This window comes from Lyngbya sp. CCY1209 (assembly GCF_055795065.1).
Map to the genome: position 1 here is coordinate 1 of NZ_JAYFER010000683.1, position 18,267 is coordinate 18,267.

The following is an 18,267-nucleotide window of genomic DNA, read 5'->3' on the forward strand; positions in this document are numbered from 1 at the left end:
CATCCAGAGGGATGAAAGCCTTACCAGGAAGTTATTTCGGGCATTTCAGCCCTATTTCGTTCCTGAACGAATCGCACCACTATCGCTAATAATAGCGCGTTTGATCGCGGGGAATCGGGGGTCGGGAATTGTAGGGGCGCAAGGCACGACGCCCTGATTTTAGATTTGAGATTTCATTGCCAAAGGGATCTGCCGGCCGTCTCCGTGCGATCGCGGTTGTGTACGGAGATGGTGAGGCCATCAACTTTTGTCCAAAAAACGGGGGGGCGATCGCAATTTTCCGCACCCATAAAACCACCAAAAAGCCTATTTTTGCGCCATTTTTAGTCAATTCTATAACATTAGTTATACATTTTGATTTTACATCCCCTTTACATAAGACCCGAAAAATTCATCAAAATTTCATCTAAACTCTCTCAAAACTTGATTAAGATGAGATCGTGTTTCGGATCAATACTTAAGTGATTTAACGGATGATAAATATGTACGAGAAGGTTACTGTATCTGTCGCCGGTTTGTTTTTGGGAGTGTTTACGGTTGCGACAGGCTTACAAATGGTATACGCTCAGAATGATGTCGATGGATGCCTCGTCAGTCCGGATAACCGGGGATGCTTCATGAATCGCCCCATCGACGTACAAAGACGGGCCGCTTTGAATGTCGAAGAAGAATGGAATTATCAAGAGTTAAACGCTCGGATGGCAGAATCCGACCGATCAGATTAAGTATCGGACAAATAGATCGGGTGATACTCACTTCAAAATGGCCCATCTATCATTTGGGAATGGCCCATCGAACCGGAGAAATTTGGCCGCGCGATCGCGGTCTGACCCGCCGGAGATCCGAACCGTCAACTCGGGCCATCGACGGGGGCAATGACCGTGCGATCGCGTAGAACTCAGTGCGATCGCGGTTGTGTCCTCTGGAGATGAATAACTCGGGCTTAACTGCCCGCTCAAAATGGCAATTATCCGCACCCTTAAAACCACTTTAAAAGGGTTAAATTGGCATTTTAGATACATTTAAAGCCACAATTCATGAATTCATAAATTCACAATATATTTACAATAAATGGCAAAATTTAACCAAAACTTTATAATCATCATCCGTAAAATTAACGATAATAAAAACAGATTGCATCGCTTACATCCGTATTTATACGGATGAACTACTCTCCGTTTAACGGTATTTTTTCCACCTCAAACTTTCAGCATTTCCAACATTCCTAAAAATTCCGAGTCTTGCTTTAATGAATGAGTGAAGAAAATGATTATCAACGGTAACGATATGTACGGAAAAATTGTTTTGTTTGCTGTCAGTACGATCGGGGGCAGCTTTGCGGCCGGCACTTTGCTGCAACTGGCCTACCATCCGGAGGACGCGAATGGATGTCTCGTCAGCCCGGATAACCGAGGTTGCGTGATGAATCGTCCCATCGACGTACAAAGAAGAATGGCTGCAGAAAGTGAGAATATCTGGGAATATCCGGAGTTTAAAGCCCTAATTTCCGATCCAGACCGGTGAGACGAAACGGGCTTTTATTCCCGATTAACTGACATCAAAAACCGACACATCTCCGCCACGATATTGATAATTTTCAGGGTCAATTCCGATATCGCAATTCTTCAAATACCCGATACATCCGGTTCGCCAACTGCTTCGGATTCCACAGTGGCGCCAGGGTATCGGGTTGTTTGGCGATCGCCAGGCGATCGCGAATTTGCCGTCTCAACGCCGCATTGCGGCCGAATTCAATGCCCAATTGGGCGTATTCTTCCCAACTCCAAGCCCAGCCCACATCCAGATTGACGGCCTTTAAAAAAGCATAACCCATGCGGGACAAATACTGCCGCCCCGATCGCGTCACCACGGGCAATTCCGACCACAACGCCTCCAAATTGTGGGTCCCGCCGTTGTAGGGATAAGAATCCAACATCACGTCCGCCACCTTATAAATCGCCCGGTGTTCCTCCTCCGTTTTCGTCAGACCGATAAAAATTAATCGGTTGATATCCACCCCTTCCGCTTCGCAGGCATCATTGTACATTTTGCGAAGTAATTGCGGGTCGCCCTGCCCCTTGCGAATTAAAAGACTCTCGGGCACCGATCGCAAAATTTTCACCTGGGCCCGGATCATCTCCCAATTCGTTTTTCGCCCCGGGGCGACACACAGAAAAACGATCGCATTTGGGGAGATATTTAACTGCTGCCTGACGTTGCGGCAGTCCACCGGCCGGGTGGGGAGTCCGTCGATCGCGACCGAGGTTTCGGGCAGGCGAATTAACCGTTCCAAATAATGCCGTTCGATGGCCGGCGGGTGGCTATTTTCATCGCAGATAAAATAGTGATTTGGAGATAAATAGGGGGCGTCGAATCCCAGCCAGGTGACGCAGACGGGGGCGGGGGATTTGTGCAGAACTTGGACGTTGACGGGGATGGTAATGGAGTCCAAATCCACCAAAACATCGACGCGATCGCGGCGGATTTCCCGGTTCAATTCTTCCGCCGAAGCGAAGCCGTTGGGATAGTGTTTCGGCCAATAACATTTTTCCGCAATTTGTTGAAAGCGTTCGGTCACTTCGTCGGCGTGAAGTCGGCCGCTAATATATAAATTAACGTGGGGCGTGATGGTCGTCAATTCCCGGATAACCGCCATGCTACACCAGCCGACGGAGTGGCGGCGGAAGTGTTTGGAAAGGAAGCCGATTCTCAGTGGCGATCGCGGTTCGGCGTAAAGTTTTGGCGGTTCGGCGAGGGGTTTTTTGTAGTAGTATTGGCAGATGAGGCGGTACAATTGGGCGTTGCCTTCCAAATCGTCTCGCAGGTGGGGGACGGTGAATAATAAAATCTCGTAAATGAGGCGAATTTCGATGTCGCTTAAGGTGTCGATACGATCGCGGCAGATGCGTTCCAATTCCCGCAATTTTTCCAGGGCTTCTTCGCAGGCACCGGACTGGGTGTAGGCAAAAATATAGGCGATTGCACAAAAAATGGGGATGGTATCGGAACAGGTTTCCCAGTAGCGATCGGCGGCGGTTCTGGCTTTTGCCAAATTGGTGGAATGGCTGAGGAGATCGCAGAGTTGCTGGTGGGCTTCGCCGAAGTCGGGTTTGAGTTCGATCGCTTTCTCTAAATTCGCCACCGCCTCGTGGGGGCTGTCCTGTTTTTGGATGTGGGCGAGGCGGCAGTAAACCTCCGCCCATTCCGGCTGCAATTCTAACGCTTTTTTATAGTGAGCGATCGCCGGTGTAATTTCCCCGATGGTGGCGTACATATTCGCCATGTTGGCATAGCCGTCGGCGTAGTCCGGTTTGAGGCGAACCAGGTTTTGATAAGCCGCGATCGCGTCCCGGTGGCGCCCCAATTTCGTCAGAGTCCGGGCGGTGTGGAGGTACAATTCCGGCAATTCCGGGTTGAGTTGAATCGCCGTTTGGAACTGTTCCAATGCCTCTTGAAATCGGTTTTGCTGCGACAGCAGACAGCCGATATTTCCGTAGGGTTCCGCCCAATTCGGTTTCCCCGCGATCGCCCGCCGGTAACTCGCGATCGCCTCCTGCAACTGTCCCCGGCGGGCGAGACTGTTGCCGAATTCAAAGTTAAATTCTGCCTCCACCAAATCCGGTTTTAATTTTAAAGCTTCATTCCAAGCCGCGATCGCCTCTTCCGCCCGCCCCAACTGTTGATAAACCCGCCCCAAATTCCAGTGAACGGCGGCGAGGTTGGGTTTGATTTCCAGGGATTTTTGATAGCTGGCGATCGCCTCTTCCGTCCGCCCCAGGCGTAAATACATGGTGGCGAGGTTGGCGTAAACTTCGGCAAAATTGGGGTCAATTTCTAAGGCTTGGGAATAGGCCCGGATCGCCGCGTCAACCTTGCCCTGAAAGTGGAGGGCGTTGCCCAGCGTCACGAACGCCAACAGCAAGTCCGGCTGCAATTTCAGGGCTTCCCGGCAAGCCGCGATCGCGGCTTCCCAGTTGCCCCGAGATAAATACAATTCCGCCTGTTTTTGTAATATTTCCGCCGGAGAAAGTTCCGGTTTCGGGGGGGAAACCGCCCCGGGACGTTCCACGAAAAACTGTTCGGCGTGGGAGGGGACTAACGTTTCCGATTCTGCCGTTTCTGGGTGCGATCGCAGTTCCCCCTCAAAGACTTGTTCGGATAAGTCAACGCCCCCTTCTTCAAACCGTTCGTCCGACTCTTCCACGAAGCTGAGGGACTCCGAAATATTGCCCTCGAATTGGGGTGGAAACTCCCGGATTTTTTCGAGAACGGTTTCGCGATCTTCGGGGTCGAGATTCAGGGCGGTTTGATAATTGGCGATCGCCTCTTCTTTCCGGTGAACCTTCGACAATGCCTCCGCCAATTTCAGATAAAATTGCGGTCGGTTCGGTTGCCGTCGAATCGCCTCCTGGTAGCGGGCGATCGCTTCGGGAAGTTTACCCGTTTGGAACAGGGCATTTCCCAACATCCAATACACCACCGCCCAATCCGGTTGAAGTTCCAGGGATTTTTGATAACATTGAATCGCCTCTTCAAACCGCAGACACTGATAGTAAACGCTGCCCAAATTCGTCCGGGCGATCGCATCGTTCGGCCGCAAATCCAAGGCCTGGGTGTAGGCCCAAATCGCCAATTCTGTCAGGTCGCACTGCTGGAAGGCATTTCCCACCCGCAAATAAGCCGAGGCGAAATCCGGCCGCAGTCGCAACCCATCTTCCAACGCCGAAATCGCCACTTCCACATCCCCGTTATAGATAGACGCTTCCGCGAGTTTGCAATACATTTCCGCATCGTTCGGATTCAGTTCCAAAACGCGACGGTAATTCCGGATAGCAGCCCGATAATCTCCCCGAAGATAAGATTGCAATCCCCGATCTAAATAATCCCCTATTTGTTCTGAATTCACCAATTGCCCCAATCCACTCAAAAACGATTAGCGTCTGCGATTCCCATCGCCTTCCTGTGGTATAATACAATATCGCGATCGCATCAACAAATCTCCCCGGCCGTTTGGCGGTTTTTCAAAATCGGATGTTTCATCCGCTCCGAACCGCGATAAAGTAAAAATTGATCGTTCGCATTACGAGTGATTCAAAACGGCCGTTAGGAGTATCAAACATGAGTTCAGAACAAGACCCCGTAAAGTTGATGAAGCAGCAGGTCGGGAAGGCGGCGGCGGACCGCGTTCAGTCCGGTTCCATCGTCGGTTTGGGAACGGGGTCAACCACCGCCTACGCGATTCAATTCTTGGGCGAACGCCTCAAAAGTGGCGACCTCAAGGACATCAAGGGCGTCCCCACCTCGTTTCAGGCCTCCGTCCTCGCCAAAGAATACGGCGTCCCCCTCACCAGTTTAGATGAAATCGACCACATGGATGTTGCCATCGACGGAGCCGATGAGGTCGATCCGAATAAAAACTTGATCAAGGGCGGCGGGGCGGCCCACACCCGCGAAAAAATCGTCGATTCCCTCGCCGACCAGTTTATCGTGGTCGTGGACGGGTCCAAATTGGTCGATCGCCTCGGTTCCACATTTTTGCTACCCGTGGAAGTCCTGCCGATGGCCATGACTCCCGTGATGCGGGCGATCGAAAAACTCGGCGGCCAACCCACCCTGCGGATGGGGGTCAAAAAAGCCGGACCCGTGATCACCGACCAGGGCAACATGGTCATCGATGTCAAATTCGACGCGATCGACAACCCGGCGGAGTTGGAAAAAACCATCAACAACATTCCGGGGGTATTAGAAAATGGGTTATTTGTGGGAGTCGCGGATCTAATTTTGGTCGGCGAAATTGAAGACGGCAAACCCGTCATCCGCGAAATTTCATAACTTCCTATTCCTCCCCCCTTCTCAAGGGGGGCCGGGGGGGATCGCATTCCCCTTCTCAAGGGAAGCCCGGGGGATTGCCCGCATCCCAAAAAAATCGTTATACTACCCATAGTCTCCCCAATCGTTGATACTCTAAAATTCCCATGATGCACTACAGACGTTTCGGACGCACCGAACTGCCCATGCCCGTCTTTTCCTGCGGGGGAATGCGATATCAATACCAGTGGCAAGACACATCCGCCGATCGCGTACCGGTCGAAAGTCAGCGGAAGCTCGAAGCGACGATCCGCCGTTCCCTCGAAGTTGGAATTAACCATATCGAAACGGCGAGGGGATACGGAACGTCCGAGATGCAGTTGGGCTGGATTTTGCCGAAATTGCCGAGGGAACGGTTGATTATTCAAACCAAAGTTTCCCCCAAACCTGACCCGGTGGAGTTCCGTCGCGACTTCGAGAAATCCCTCAATTATTTACAGTTGGATTACGTCGATTTATTGGGCTTGCACGGCATCAATACGCCGGAACTTTTGGATTACTGCACGCGATCGCCCGGTTGCTTGGAAGTCGCCCGGGAGTTGCAGCGGGAAGGAAAAGTGCGGTTTATCGGCTTTTCCACCCACGGCCCGACGGATGTAATTGTCGATGCGATCGAAACCGATCAATTCGACTATGTGAACTTGCACTGGTATTATATCAACCAACTGAACTGGCCTGCGATCGAAGCCGCCACCCGCCACGATATGGGCGTATTTATTATCAGTCCCTCCGACAAAGGCGGCAAATTGTACGACCCCCCCAAAAAGTTGGTGGAGTTGTGTTCTCCCCTCAGTCCGATGGTGTTTAACGACTTATTTTGTCTGTCCCATCCGGAAGTTCATACCCTCAGTTTAGGGGCATCAAAACCCTCGGATTTTGACGAACATTTGAAAACCATCCCCCTTCTCGATCGCTGGGACGAACTGTTGCCACCGATCTTAGAACGCCTAGAAAATACGGCGATCGAAACCCTGGGCGAAAATTGGTTGAAAACCTGGCATCAGGGTTTACCCCAACCGGAAGAAACCCCGAATAACATCAACATTCCGAGTATTTTGTGGCTGCGAAACCTGGCGATCGCCTACGATATGGTAGAATACGGAAAAATGCGCTACAACCTGCTCGGAAATGGCGGTCACTGGTTCCCCGGACAAAATGCCGAAACCGTCGATCAAGTGGATTTAAAAACCTGTTTGCAAAACAGCCCCCACGCCGACAAAATCCCCCAATTCCTGCGGGAAACCCACCGGCTTTTGGGGGGGCAGTCAGTGCAGCGACTGTCTCGAAGTTGACATCAATTAAAAGCATATATTCTTCAAATAATTGATTCTGATTTCGACCGTACATCCCAACGATCGGGTGATCTCAAATCCAGGTATTTCACCGGATCTGATATAATGACCCTGGCGACTGGTATAAATCACTTTCCGATGGCGATCGCAACTCGAGGATTTAAACGATCGCCCCAAGACTCCTTGAAATTGCCATCAATCAGGGCCGCGATCGCATCCACTCCAGCAAAACCGCCCGACACTGGAGACAGGTCAAATCCCGCAAAAGTTCCGCAATTCCCTCGGATGTGATCGGGTAAGTCGCCCCAATTTTATCGCGATCGCCCGCAAAATTGGGCTGCAATTGTGCCACAAAACCGTAAAGTTTTTGGTTGGAAAAAGAACTATTAACTGCCCAACCTTTATCATTTAAAGATTCGATTTTCAAAATCTCACTTTCCGCCACCCCCAATTCCCGCTGTAAAATCTGGGGGACGACATCGATCGCCTCCCGGTCCGCCGGAATCCGCCCCCCCGGAAAGTCCAGGGTCGCCTCCCCCAAACCGGGACGGTACGTCGGTAAGGGGAGCACGAATTGATCCGGCCGTATCGTTAAGATGACGGCAGAATTCGCCTTTTCAACCCGCCAATATTCCAAAATTTGGCTGCGGTTATCTCGTAATTTTTCGCCGATCAGCGTCAGCCAGGGAGAGCGGATCTCCACGAAGCGACTTAAAACGTCCCAGGGGGGTTGCGAAGGGGTCATAAAAAAATCACAGTCAAGGGGATGGAAGGGAGAGAATGCGATCAAAAATTGGGTGAGATAAGGGGTAAAATGGTAGATGCTCCAGTCGGATCTTTTCAAACTAGGAAAACCGTTTCCGCAGGGTCAGACAATTGCGGGAATTGCCGACCCGACGATAGGTCAATTCGTCGGTGAGTTTGGACATGAACATCAATCCCCTTCCCCCTTCTTGTTCCAAGGGTTCGAGATTTTGTTCGCGAATCAGATGCAACGTTTTTTCGAGATCGAACGGTTTTCCGGCATCCCAAATCTGCATTTCGATGCAGTTTGAGAAAATCGTCACTTCGATATCGATGGGAGTTGTCTCGGACAATCCCCGATGGGCGTGACGAACGACATTTGTAAATCCTTCCGTGAGAGCAATCTGACACCTGTACATCAGATCCGAAGCCAAAAAAGGAGCCGTGATTTTTTCAAACCACGCTAAAATCTCCTCCAATGACTGTAGATCGGTCTGAACTTGAAGATGCGATCGCGCCAAGAGCTTTTCATCTTCCATTAATTCTACATTGCGCCGCTATTTTTGTTGAACAGAACCGCGATCGTCCGCCAGATGAGCTTGATATCGTACATCAAACTCCAGTTTTCTTGATACTTCAGGTCGAGCCGGATGATATCTTCAAAATCCTTGACCTGCGATCGCCCGCCGACTTGCCACTCTCCTGTCATTCCCGGTTTGACATCGAGACGCTGCCACTGCGGAACTTCGTAGCGTTCCACCTCGTCGGGGGTGGGGGGGCGGGTTCCCACCAGGCTCATTTCTCCTTTTAAAACGTTCCAAAATTGGGGCAGTTCGTCCAAACTGGTTCGTCGCAGAAACCGGCCGACTTTGGTAATGCGGGGGTCATTGTCATTTTTAAAAATCTGACCCTTGGCTTGGTTGGGAATGGTACTTTTGAGGGCTTCGGCATTGACGACCATCGAGCGAAACTTCCACATTCGGAACCGTTTTCCCATCCAGCCGCAGCGGATTTGACCGAAAAAGATCGGGCCGGGACTATCGAGGCGGATGGCGATCATAATGGGAATGGATAATACCCCCGTGATTGCCAAACCGACGATCGCGCCGACAATATCGAGGAACCGTTTGATCCAAGATCGGATTGACGGGTGCGTCACCGGCAGCAGTTCGCTATTGTTCGTACCCCCGACGGGTTGCGGGGTGACGGGGGCATCATGCTCGAAGGTCAACACTTGGTCGAGGGACGTGAGGGAGAAAACAGCCATGACCTGGGGGCCGACATTTTTCAGACGCAGTTCGACTTGTTTTTCCTTCGCGGCTTTGAGGTTGCTCACCAGCGCCCCCACCCCGCTACTGTCGATAAATGTTGTTTCGCTGAAGTCGAGGACGACGGTTTTGGGAATCTCATCACCCAAAACCAGGTCGTGACAAGTGGACTTGAAGGCGACGGCTTCGAGGACGCTCAGGCGATGGGGAATCGTGACCCGAGCGGTGTCGTCCTGAATGTGGACGGGAAAATTGACCTCTGGGGTTTGGCTGACCATCTTAATACAATGTTGCTGGGTGGTTTGATCGAATTTCTGCTCTATCCTAGTCTAGGGCGAAAAAAATTGAAAAGGGGAGTAAGCACTAGAAGTTGACTGGCAGCTAACCGTTTTCAGGGGGTCACTTGCTTCCTGGGAGACCGATGGCGACGGCAAGTTTCATGCTGTTTCGACAATAAACCCGATAGTCCGGGCGGGTCTCAACCCATTCGGCTCCGTGAAATTTGCACCCGAACGGATGGCTCCAATACTCCATCCGATTTTATCCGATTTGTTCGCCCGGTGCTACACGGGTTCCATTCACAAAATCCCATCCCGACTGGGCCCGTTTCCCCGGCAACTTGACTTGCGAAAGTAACAAATATCCGTCCCCGGTTTGGACGACCGGCCCGAAACGCTTGGCGATCGCGACAATTTCCCCGACTTGCCCCGATTTCGGGGCCAGAGACAATAACGGGGCGAATTCCGGCGGCAGTTGGGATTCGGACTCGGAACCGAGGGGGACTGTGGCGCCGACTTTCATCGGTTCGCCCCGAAATGTGGTGACGCAGTTGGGGTAAAACCCGCGAATTTGGTTGTGGAGGGCGATCGCGGGTTTAGACCAGTCCAGTTGATAGTCATCCCCCCCGAGCAAGGGAGCGTAGGTGGCTTCCCCATCGTCCTGGGGGGTCGGCTCCACCGTTGAGTCCGCCAACCTCGGCAGGGTCTCCTGCAGCAGGTCCCCCGCCCTACACGCCAGCCGTCCGGCCAAATCCGAGGCATTTTCCAACAGCCCGATCGGGGTATAGTTTTTCAACAACATCGGCCCGGTGTCCATCCCCGCGTCCATCAACATGGTGGTGATGCCGGTTTCGGTTTCCCCGTGGTACAGACACCACTGAATCGGCGCGGCCCCCCGATACCGGGGCAGGAGGGAGCCGTGGGCGTTCACGCACCCCAACCGGGGCATTTCCAAAATTTCCGGCGACAGGATCTGTCCGTAGGCCACCACCACGAACGCATCCGCCCCCGCCGATCGCAATTGGTCCAGGGTGTCGGCATCTTTTTTGACGCGGCGGGGTTGCCAGACGGGCAAACCGGCATTGATCGCGATCGCCTTCACTGGAGAAGGGCTCGTCTTGCCGCCCCGTCCCCGCCGTTTGTCCGGTTGGGTGACGACGGCGACCACCTCCATTTCGGGGTGTGCCAACAATTTTTCCAAGCTGGGAACGGCAAATTGGGGCGTTCCAAAAAAAACGAGTTTCATGGTTTTTTGAGGGAGTTGGGAGTCGGTATTAGGGAGTCGGAATTGGAGAAGTTTCTGTTTGCCTATTGCCTGTCACCTGTCACCTGTCACCTGTCACCTGTTGCCCCTTCAAAGACTGATGGCGACTTCCACGCGGCGGTTAAGCTGTCGGTTGTTGTCCGACGTATTTTCCGCCGTCGGGCGGGTCGTCCCGTAACCGACCGCCACCCAATGATAGCGGTCGGACTCCACCGCATCGGAGAGGTAATTCACCACCGCCTCCGCCTGCTGCAACGACAGGTCGAGATTTTGCTGGCGGTTGCCGGTGTCATCCGTGTAGCCGCCCACCCGGATGGTGGCCCCCTCGTAACTTTGGATGTCCGGGATCAAATTATCCAGGATCACGTTCGCCCCCGGGCGGAGGACGCCGCTGCCCGGGCTGAAGAGAATGTCGCTGGGCAACGTCACCACCAGACCGTCAGGCGATCGCGTCGCGGACGGTTCCGGAGTCTCAGCCGGAGTGGCGGCGGCATCCGGGGGGGGCGGGGCGGGCGTCGCCAACTGCTGCTCGATAATTTGCAGCCGCCGTTCCAGGGGTTCCCCCGGACGGCTGTTGCCAATTTGAATTTCCAAAGCCGCCGTCCGGCCGATCAGGGTGTTGAGTTCCTCCTGAAGCTGCTGCAGTTGTAGGCGGAGGGTCCGTTGCCGTTCCGGGGTGAGGGACTGCGGCTCGGGCGCGGACACCTCCGGCGTCGGCGGGGGTGCGGGGACGACGGGCGGCGGGGCCGTCCCCGAGTCCCCCCGCCACTGTCGCAGCAACCGTTCCGTCAGGGGGGGTTCGGAACTGGGGTTAGAATCGTAGATCTCGGCGATCGCCATCCCCGCGAACCAGGCCGCGCCGCTCCCCACCCCCAACAGCAGCAGGCGAAAAATGACGGTGAGCATTCCCACCAGAACCCCCAATTTCGCTTTTTTGGGGGCTGGCCGGGTCGATTTGGAAGCTTTGGTCATGGATGTTTCCTCACTCGCCTGGGGCTTCGGTGGGCAATGGATTCACCTGAATTTCACCCGCCGGGGTCAGAATCACTTCAAAGGTTTGAGCCGGGGATGGGTCGTCCGACATCCCATCCGGGGCGGGTCGCAACTCGGAGAGGGACGTTTGAGCGATCGCGGTTTCGGAAATGGGGGTTTGGGGTTCGACCGCGATCGCCGTCCCCTCTCCATCCACGTCCACGCGGTAGGTCAGCTCTTCCTCAAATTGAGAATACACCTCCGGCGTCCAAATGTCTTCGAGTCGGGCCTGCAACTGTTCCCGCCAGCTTGCCACCTGCAGGGGAGAAGCCGCGTCGGTTTCCAGGTCAACCACCGCCTCCGGCGACTCCGACCAGGGGTTCACCTCGACGAGGCCCCCTTCGTTGGGGTCGAAAACCACCTCGAAATCCGCCCGGGGTTCCCCGGCGGATTCCGTTCCCACGCCCCGATACTGTAATTCGGGCAGGGGAATTTGGGCTTCTTCCTCCGGGGTAATGTCGTTGATCCCCTCGACGGCCAAAATTTTCCCGTCGCCCCCGACGCCAACCCGATAAATGAGAGAGCGATCGAACGTCACCGGACCCCGCCAAGCCTGGTTGATATCCTCGAACAACTGCTGCCGCAACTCGGCGATCGCTTCGGGATCTTCGATGGCGGGAGCCGGGGTCAGATCCGATTCCAAACCCGCGGCCGGTTCCGGGGGCGGTTCAGCCGTGGGGGGCGCGGCGGTCCCCGATGTCGGTTCCGCCCCCGTCTGCGTTTCCGCCGATTCTCCGGGATTGGGTTCCAGGGGCCGCCGGAGTTCGGGGACTGGCAGGGCGAACAGTGCCAAAGCCGCGATCGCCAGTCCGGACACCCCCACCGCCACCGGGGCGATCCGCTCGGCCACCGGTTTCTCCGGTTTGACGTGGCGCCGGGGAACCGGTTTCAAGTTGAGAGACAGCTCCGGGAGGGTGCGGGAATCGGCAAAAAACTGGTCCACCGCCTCCACCAGGTCGAAAAGCTGGACCGTCGTCAGGTCGAGTTGAATCGGATTGGAAGGCTCCGCCCCTCCCCCCTTGTCTCCCGTCCCGGACGGGCGGACGGTGAGGCGGTGCCGGTCCGGTTCCACCCGGCGCAGGTCCACCGGGGAAGCCCCGGCATCGTCCGGTTCGGGGGCGGACACCCCGCTGAGAAATTCCTGGGCGTACTGGCTCACCCGCCGGACCAAACACTCGAAAAATTCCCGCCCCCCCACGATGGGATCGGGGTAGCCGACGAAGTGACATTCGGCATTCATCAACATCGACAGGGGGGGCCGGCGATCGCCTGGATTGTCCGTTTCCGCGCTTAACCCCTGCAAAATCAGCTTGCAGTTGGGCAAGCTGTACTGACGTGTGATCGTCATCCTATCTCTCCATCAAACAGACTGATCCAAAATCGTTGCATCCCGGCCGTGCCCGTACAGAATAACAATTTTCCCAACAAACTTATCGCCAAATCGTCGAGTTTTTCCGGGGAACTGTAGGCGATCACCCCGGCCCGGCGGGGGTTCATGCGGCTGCGGAAGTGGACGCGGAACCGTTCCAGGTAGCCGTCGAGTTGCAGATGCCCTTCGATGGGAATTTGCTTGCGTTTCATTTGCTCGTAGTCGATGAGCAACTGGCGGATGCGGACCGTCAGCTCCCGGCTCATGATGGAGATGAGGACGACGAGGGCTTTGGCTTCTCGGAGGGTGAGGGGTTCCCGCTGGCTGTAGCGTCGCAGGGGATTGCTGCTCCGGAGCCGCCACAACGTGACGCGGTTTTTGATGATTCCCTGCAATTCCAACTCGGACACCTTCATCAGCATCCGCTCCGAACTCCCCAGGGCGAGGGCTTCGATCGCCAGCAACATCAGGTCGATCTGCACTTTGGCGCGGCGGGGACACCCCTTTTTCTCGGAGATGGGCACATCCGGCAAACTGTCCAAAATGACGGGATTGGGTGGGCTTTGGGACGGGTCTACTTGCATTACACTCACGACAACATCGATTCCAACACACTACATTTCAACATCCGATCGCCGCGACGGCGCCACGTTTTCGATCTCACATTTCCAATTGTAGGTTCCCCGTCGAGGGCGATTTTCGATTCTACGACCGTCCGTCCTTTCGATCCGAACCGCATCCCGGAGTCCCGGCGGCGATCGCGAAAGTCCGCAATCGGTGCAATCTATTAGTGTACGATTTTTGAGGCACTCGCTTCGCGGGTTGGGGTTGCCTGACCCCCCTTCCCGAGGGCAGATATTCTGACGTTGACACCGAACCCAAACGAGCATGGATCTCAAGTCTTTCATCCGCGATATCCCCGATTTTCCCAAACCCGGCATCGTCTTCCGGGATATTACCACCCTGCTGCGCGATCGCGAGGGGTTGCGCTCCACCGTTGACCTGTTGCGGGACAAATGCGCCTCCCTGTCCCCCGATTATATTGTCGGCATGGAGTCCCGGGGCTTTTTATTCGGCGTCCCCCTGGCTTACCAGTTGGGTGCGGGATTTATCCCCGTGCGGAAACCGGGCAAGTTGCCGGCCAAAATTCGGGCGGTGGAGTATGAATTGGAGTACGGCACCGATCGCCTGGAAATGCACGAGGACGCCATGCCGCCGGGGAGTCGGGTGCTGATCGTCGATGACCTGATCGCCACCGGGGGTACCGCCGTCGCCACCGCCCAACTGGTCCGGGATGTCGGCTGCGATCTGATCGGCTTTGCTTTTATCATCGAGTTAAACGGATTGGGGGGACGTCAGAAATTGCCCGATGTCCCGATCGTCACCCTGATCGATTACGACTGAACCTCCATCCGCATTGAAAGCGACTATGATCTTCGACAAAGATACCCTGGCCTACATCGGCAAACGACTGTTACAGGCGATCGTGACGCTGTTTTTGGCTTCCATCCTCTGTTTCGCGATCGTCCAACTCGCCCCCGGCAATTACCTGGACAAATACGCCGGAAATACCCAAATTTCCCCGGAGACGATCGCCCAATTCCGAGAGCAATTCGGCCTGGACAAGTCGCCCGTCCGGCAGTATTGGAACTGGCTCACCCAAATTGTCACCCGGGGCAACTTCGGCTACAGTTTTGAAAATCAGCGATCGGTGAGTGCATTGCTGATCGAGCGGGTCCCGGCCACCCTGCTGCTGGCGATTTCTTCCCTGATTCTAACTTGGGCGATCGCCCTCCCCCTCGGCATCGCCGCCGCCGTCAACCAAAATCGCCCCCTCGACCGCGGCCTGCAAGTCGTCAGCTACACCGGCCAGGGGTTCCCCAGCTTCATCACCGCCCTGCTGCTCCTCTTCCTCGCCCAAAAAACCTCCCCCCTCTTCCCCGTCGGCGGCATGACCAGCATCGACTATCCCGACCTGTCCCCCCTCGGCAAAGTCGCGGACATCGCATGGCACATGATCCTCCCCACCCTCGCCCTCAGCATCACCAGTTTCGCGGGCCTGCAACGGCTGATGCGGGGCCAACTCCTTGACGTCCTCCGCCAGGACTACATCCAAACCGCCCGGGCTAAAGGCCTCCCCGAAAACCGCGTCATCTACGTCCACGCCCTCCGCAACGCCATCAACCCCCTGATCACCCTGCTGGGGTTTGAATTCGCCAGCCTGTTGGGGGGTGCGTTCATCGCCGAAACCTTTTTCAACTGGCCGGGACTGGGAAAGTTGACCCTGGAAGCCGTCCGCCAGCAGGATTTGTATCTGGTGATGGCGAGTTTGATGATGGGGGCGGTGATGTTGATTCTGGGCAACCTATTGGCGGATTTGCTCTTGAAAACGGTGGACCCCCGCATCAAACTCGAAAATTTAAATTGATGACGAGGTGCGACGATCGAGATTTTAAGGAAATAAAAATAGGCGAATCCCACCGCCCCTTTAAATCCATTTTTCACTTTTCACTTTTCACTTTTCACTTCCCCCACACCCGAAAATGTTTTCCCAAGTTTATTATCTGCTGCGTTCCAAACAAGACGGCCAATATGTCGCCGCCCATCCCGACCCCGACAAGCCTCAAGGCTATCTGCTCCTGTTTTCCGAACATTTCGACGCCCTCAGCTATCTGAACAAACACGGCGAAGAAGTCCGCGACCAATTCACGGTCGAATCGATCGCCGGCTCCCAACTCAAAGGCATCCTGCAACGGTGGGGATTCGGGGGAGTCGGAATGGTCAAAGATCCGATGATTCCGAGAGTCGAGTTTTTGGCGGTTCAGTGACGGTGAAAAGGGGATTGAGGGGGATATCCACCTCGCGATCGCCGTCGGAATATCCCCCCGATCCCCATCCCCCCCAGCCCCCATCCCCCCCAGCCCCCCTTTGAAAGGGGGGAGAAGGGGGGAGAAGGGGGGAGAAGGGGGGAGAAGGGGGGAGGAAGGGGGGAGAATCGTTCTCAAAGTCTCCCTTTCAAAGGGGGATTTAGGGGGATTATTCGATCGCAAACCGCCATACCTCTATCTAGAAAATGCAAGACTCAGATATTCTCAACTTATTTTTTGAATGGGGACAGCTCCGACGCATCCATCACGAAGGCTGGAAAGTCATCGGTGTCACCCACCCCGAAAGCGTGGCGGAACACAACCTCAGAGCCGCGCAAATCGGCTTCTTATTGGCGAAATTAGAAAACTATCCGAATCCCTACGAAGTCTGTACGATGGTCGTTTTTCACGATATTGGAGAGGCGAGGATCGGGGACATTCACAAACTCGCCGCCCGCTATATCAAAGCGGATGAAGAGGGGGCGACTCGGGAACAGTTGGCACCTTTAAAAGAAATTGGAGATCACATTTTTCGGCTTTGGTCGCAGGTGGAATATCCCAATAATCGAGCGGGTGCGATCGCCAAAGATGCGGATTTGCTCGAACAGGCGGTCATGGCGAAAGAATACATCGATCGCGGGTACGAAGCCGCCCGACATTGGATCGACAATATTGCCGAATCCCTGCAAACGGAGACGGCAAAGCGACTGTTGGAAACCTTGAAACGGACGAAATCTTACCAGTGGTGTCTGAGCAAAAAAGGGGATTAGATGATTGCTGAAAGCTGACTTGCGATCGCGATAGAAAGAAAAAAGGCACGGCAAAGCCATGCCCTTCATTGAGTCATATTGAAAGACCTAAACTCAATCTAACTCGGCGCAAACAGATGTCACTTTAATTCCCAAAATTCACGGATTTCCATGTTGGTGGTGAAATTGAGAAGTTGGTGCATCTCGCCATTTTCAACGTAGCAGCGAATGATAAAGCAGCGGGGCTGTAATTGCAAGTTCACGCCTGAAGGTTGGAACCCTTCCGCCCCAGTTGAAATCAAACTATCAGAAACCGGGCTTCTCGAAGGAAACCGGGTTTTTGAATGTCTATCAAGCGGGACTCACCTGGAACTGGCTGACGATTTCGGGTTCGGCGGAAACAATCGAAAGCGGGTCGGCCAGCAAATCCGCCTCGGTGTAGGGTTCGAGGCCGTAGGTCGTCACCGTCAATTCCCCCGTCAGCGGCGCGATTTCAAACTCCGTCCAACCGTAGGTGTGGACTGCCAGATATTCCCCCTGTAATAACTCCGCATCGATGGGGGAGTTTTCCAACCCGATGGGGTCGTAGCCGAACAGGGTTTCGGTGCGGTAGTCCAGCACCTCGCGGACGTATTGATCTTTGGCGACGCGATCCGTTAAACTCAAGTATTCTGCCTGGGATTTCCCCTGTTCTTCCAGCAAACTTTGCGGCGTAAATCCGATGGTTGCCGGCCCAAACGGCGCCGCAAATGTTTCATTAAAGGGTTCAGGAAGAAACGGAACCGTCAGTTGAATTCCCACCGGCCCAACCATAACATCAAAAACGCCCGTCGGTGTTGTCGGTTCTCCCGGTTCTTCCTGGTTGGTGACATTATTGACGACATTGCCATGAAAGTCCCCCGTCACGAACACCACATTTTCGATATCGTTCGTTTCGATAAAATTGAGCAAATCGGCGCGTTCGGCCGCGAACCCCTCCCAGCGTTCGCCGATGGTGGGGATGCCGAAATTCTGCATCGGCACGGTGGACATGATGAACTTCCACGTCACACCGTCATTTTGGGCCGCCAAAAGGTCGTCTTTCAACTGCTGCAATTGGGCCTCGCCCAACATCGTCCGCCCCGGTTCAAAGGCATCAATCAACAGTTGTTGGATCTCCTCGGTGTCCGCATTCTCCGCCACAAACGGTAGGGGCGCGTCCCGGAACGATCGCACGTCCAAAACGTACACCGCCGCGTCATCTCCGAAGGTATTGTAGCGGTACAGTTGCCGTTCCCCGGCGGTGCGGGGATCGCCGGTTTCGCCGTAGAATTCATCCCGCAGGGGGAAATAGTCCTGAAACGCCTGCAAGGCGGCATCGAAGACGGGGGTATCGTTGACGAACCCCGTTTCCGCGTCGCCGAAAATATCGTTTTTTTGGGGAGAGTCCGCCGGAGTCGCCCCGCCGGCGAAATCGTTGTTGACTTCTCCCCGGTCTAAAGACGCGGGGATTCTTAAGCAGTCCAAAACTGAACTCTTAAAGGCATAGTCAATGTG

Annotated in this window: 17 protein-coding genes and 1 pseudogene; 8 read left to right on the plus strand and 10 right to left on the minus strand. The window is 54.6% G+C overall.

The annotated features are described in order from the left end of the window. Positions 1–554 precede the first annotated feature (554 nt). Positions 555–725 (plus strand): hypothetical protein, encoded by a 171-nt coding sequence (locus tag AC0QHF_RS28275; protein WP_324707622.1) that lies wholly within the window; start codon positions 555–557, stop codon positions 723–725. A 541-nt stretch (positions 726–1,266) separates the two neighbouring features. Then, on the plus strand, positions 1,267–1,524 hold the full coding sequence (locus tag AC0QHF_RS28280; protein ID WP_324707623.1) for a hypothetical protein: 258 nt from the start codon (positions 1,267–1,269) through the stop codon (positions 1,522–1,524). Positions 1,525–1,603: 79 nt separating this feature from the next. Here AC0QHF_RS28280 and AC0QHF_RS28285 read toward each other — a convergent pair whose 3' ends face one another. Beyond that, positions 1,604–4,867: a tetratricopeptide repeat protein gene (locus tag AC0QHF_RS28285; protein ID WP_324707624.1), complete on the minus strand. Its 3,264-nt coding sequence runs from the start codon at positions 4,865–4,867 to the stop codon at positions 1,604–1,606. 251 nt (positions 4,868–5,118) lie between these two features. Between AC0QHF_RS28285 and rpiA the strand changes: the two genes are divergently transcribed. Beyond that, the gene (gene rpiA, locus AC0QHF_RS28290) at positions 5,119–5,832 is read left to right on the plus strand and encodes a ribose-5-phosphate isomerase RpiA (protein ID WP_324707625.1); all 714 of its coding nucleotides are present in this window, start codon (positions 5,119–5,121) and stop codon (positions 5,830–5,832) included. 146 nt (positions 5,833–5,978) lie between these two features. Beyond that, a complete protein-coding gene (locus tag AC0QHF_RS28295) occupies positions 5,979–7,160 on the plus strand; it encodes an aldo/keto reductase (RefSeq protein WP_324707636.1) in 1,182 nt (393 codons plus the stop codon). Positions 7,161–7,359: 199 nt separating this feature from the next. Here the strand turns inward: AC0QHF_RS28295 and AC0QHF_RS28300 are convergent, their stop codons facing one another. The 7 genes from AC0QHF_RS28300 to AC0QHF_RS28330 all read right to left on the minus strand — a co-directional run bounded on the left by AC0QHF_RS28300 (position 7,360) and on the right by AC0QHF_RS28330 (position 13,699). Next, on the minus strand, positions 7,360–7,905 hold the full coding sequence (locus AC0QHF_RS28300) for an NUDIX hydrolase (protein WP_324707626.1): 546 nt from the start codon (positions 7,903–7,905) through the stop codon (positions 7,360–7,362). Between the two features lie 100 nt (positions 7,906–8,005). Further along, positions 8,006–8,443: an ATP-binding protein gene (locus tag AC0QHF_RS28305; RefSeq protein ID WP_324707627.1), complete on the minus strand. Its 438-nt coding sequence runs from the start codon at positions 8,441–8,443 to the stop codon at positions 8,006–8,008. Between the two features lie 5 nt (positions 8,444–8,448). Beyond that, positions 8,449–9,450, minus strand: coding sequence for a sugar transferase (locus tag AC0QHF_RS28310; RefSeq protein WP_324707628.1), 1,002 nt, complete (start codon positions 9,448–9,450; stop codon positions 8,449–8,451). A 262-nt stretch (positions 9,451–9,712) separates the two neighbouring features. Beyond that, a complete protein-coding gene (gene fmt, locus AC0QHF_RS28315; RefSeq protein WP_324707629.1) occupies positions 9,713–10,696 on the minus strand; it encodes a methionyl-tRNA formyltransferase in 984 nt (327 codons plus the stop codon). A gap of 108 nt (positions 10,697–10,804) precedes the next feature. Continuing rightward, the gene (locus tag AC0QHF_RS28320; protein WP_324707630.1) at positions 10,805–11,686 is read right to left on the minus strand and encodes an OmpA family protein; all 882 of its coding nucleotides are present in this window, start codon (positions 11,684–11,686) and stop codon (positions 10,805–10,807) included. A 10-nt stretch (positions 11,687–11,696) separates the two neighbouring features. Beyond that, positions 11,697–13,094, minus strand: a complete 1,398-nt coding sequence (locus AC0QHF_RS28325; protein WP_324707631.1) for a DUF4335 domain-containing protein — start codon at positions 13,092–13,094, stop codon at positions 11,697–11,699. Next, positions 13,091–13,699 carry a DUF3038 domain-containing protein gene (locus AC0QHF_RS28330; protein ID WP_324707637.1) on the minus strand — a complete coding sequence of 203 codons (609 nt, stop codon included), beginning with the start codon at positions 13,697–13,699 and terminating at the stop codon, positions 13,091–13,093. Before AC0QHF_RS28330 ends, AC0QHF_RS28325 begins: the two co-directional genes overlap by 4 nt. 304 nt (positions 13,700–14,003) lie before the next feature. On the opposite strand from AC0QHF_RS28330, the gene AC0QHF_RS28335 reads away from it, so the two are divergent. The 3 genes from AC0QHF_RS28335 to AC0QHF_RS28345 all read left to right on the plus strand — a co-directional run bounded on the left by AC0QHF_RS28335 (position 14,004) and on the right by AC0QHF_RS28345 (position 15,943). Continuing rightward, complete coding sequence (locus AC0QHF_RS28335; RefSeq protein ID WP_324707632.1) at positions 14,004–14,519, plus strand: adenine phosphoribosyltransferase; 516 nt, start codon at positions 14,004–14,006, stop codon at positions 14,517–14,519. Positions 14,520–14,544: 25 nt separating this feature from the next. Further along, entirely contained in the window at positions 14,545–15,543 is a 999-nt protein-coding gene (locus AC0QHF_RS28340; RefSeq protein ID WP_324707638.1) for an ABC transporter permease, read from the plus strand. Positions 15,544–15,658: 115 nt separating this feature from the next. Continuing rightward, a complete protein-coding gene (locus AC0QHF_RS28345) occupies positions 15,659–15,943 on the plus strand; it encodes a hypothetical protein (protein WP_324707633.1) in 285 nt (94 codons plus the stop codon). On the opposite strand, the pseudogene AC0QHF_RS28350 reads toward AC0QHF_RS28345, so the two are convergent. Then, a pseudogene (locus tag AC0QHF_RS28350) lies at positions 15,937–16,035 on the minus strand (hypothetical protein); the annotation flags it as partial. The gene AC0QHF_RS28345 and the pseudogene AC0QHF_RS28350 overlap by 7 nt on opposite strands. Before the next feature lie 153 nt (positions 16,036–16,188). Here AC0QHF_RS28350 and AC0QHF_RS28355 point away from each other — a divergent pair. Next, positions 16,189–16,752 (plus strand): HD domain-containing protein, encoded by a 564-nt coding sequence (locus tag AC0QHF_RS28355; RefSeq protein ID WP_324707634.1) that lies wholly within the window; start codon positions 16,189–16,191, stop codon positions 16,750–16,752. Positions 16,753–17,082: 330 nt separating this feature from the next. On the opposite strand, the gene AC0QHF_RS28360 is transcribed toward AC0QHF_RS28355, so the two are convergent. Next, a partial coding sequence (locus AC0QHF_RS28360) for an alkaline phosphatase D family protein (protein ID WP_324707635.1) occupies positions 17,083–18,267 on the minus strand: 1,185 nt, incomplete at its 5' end.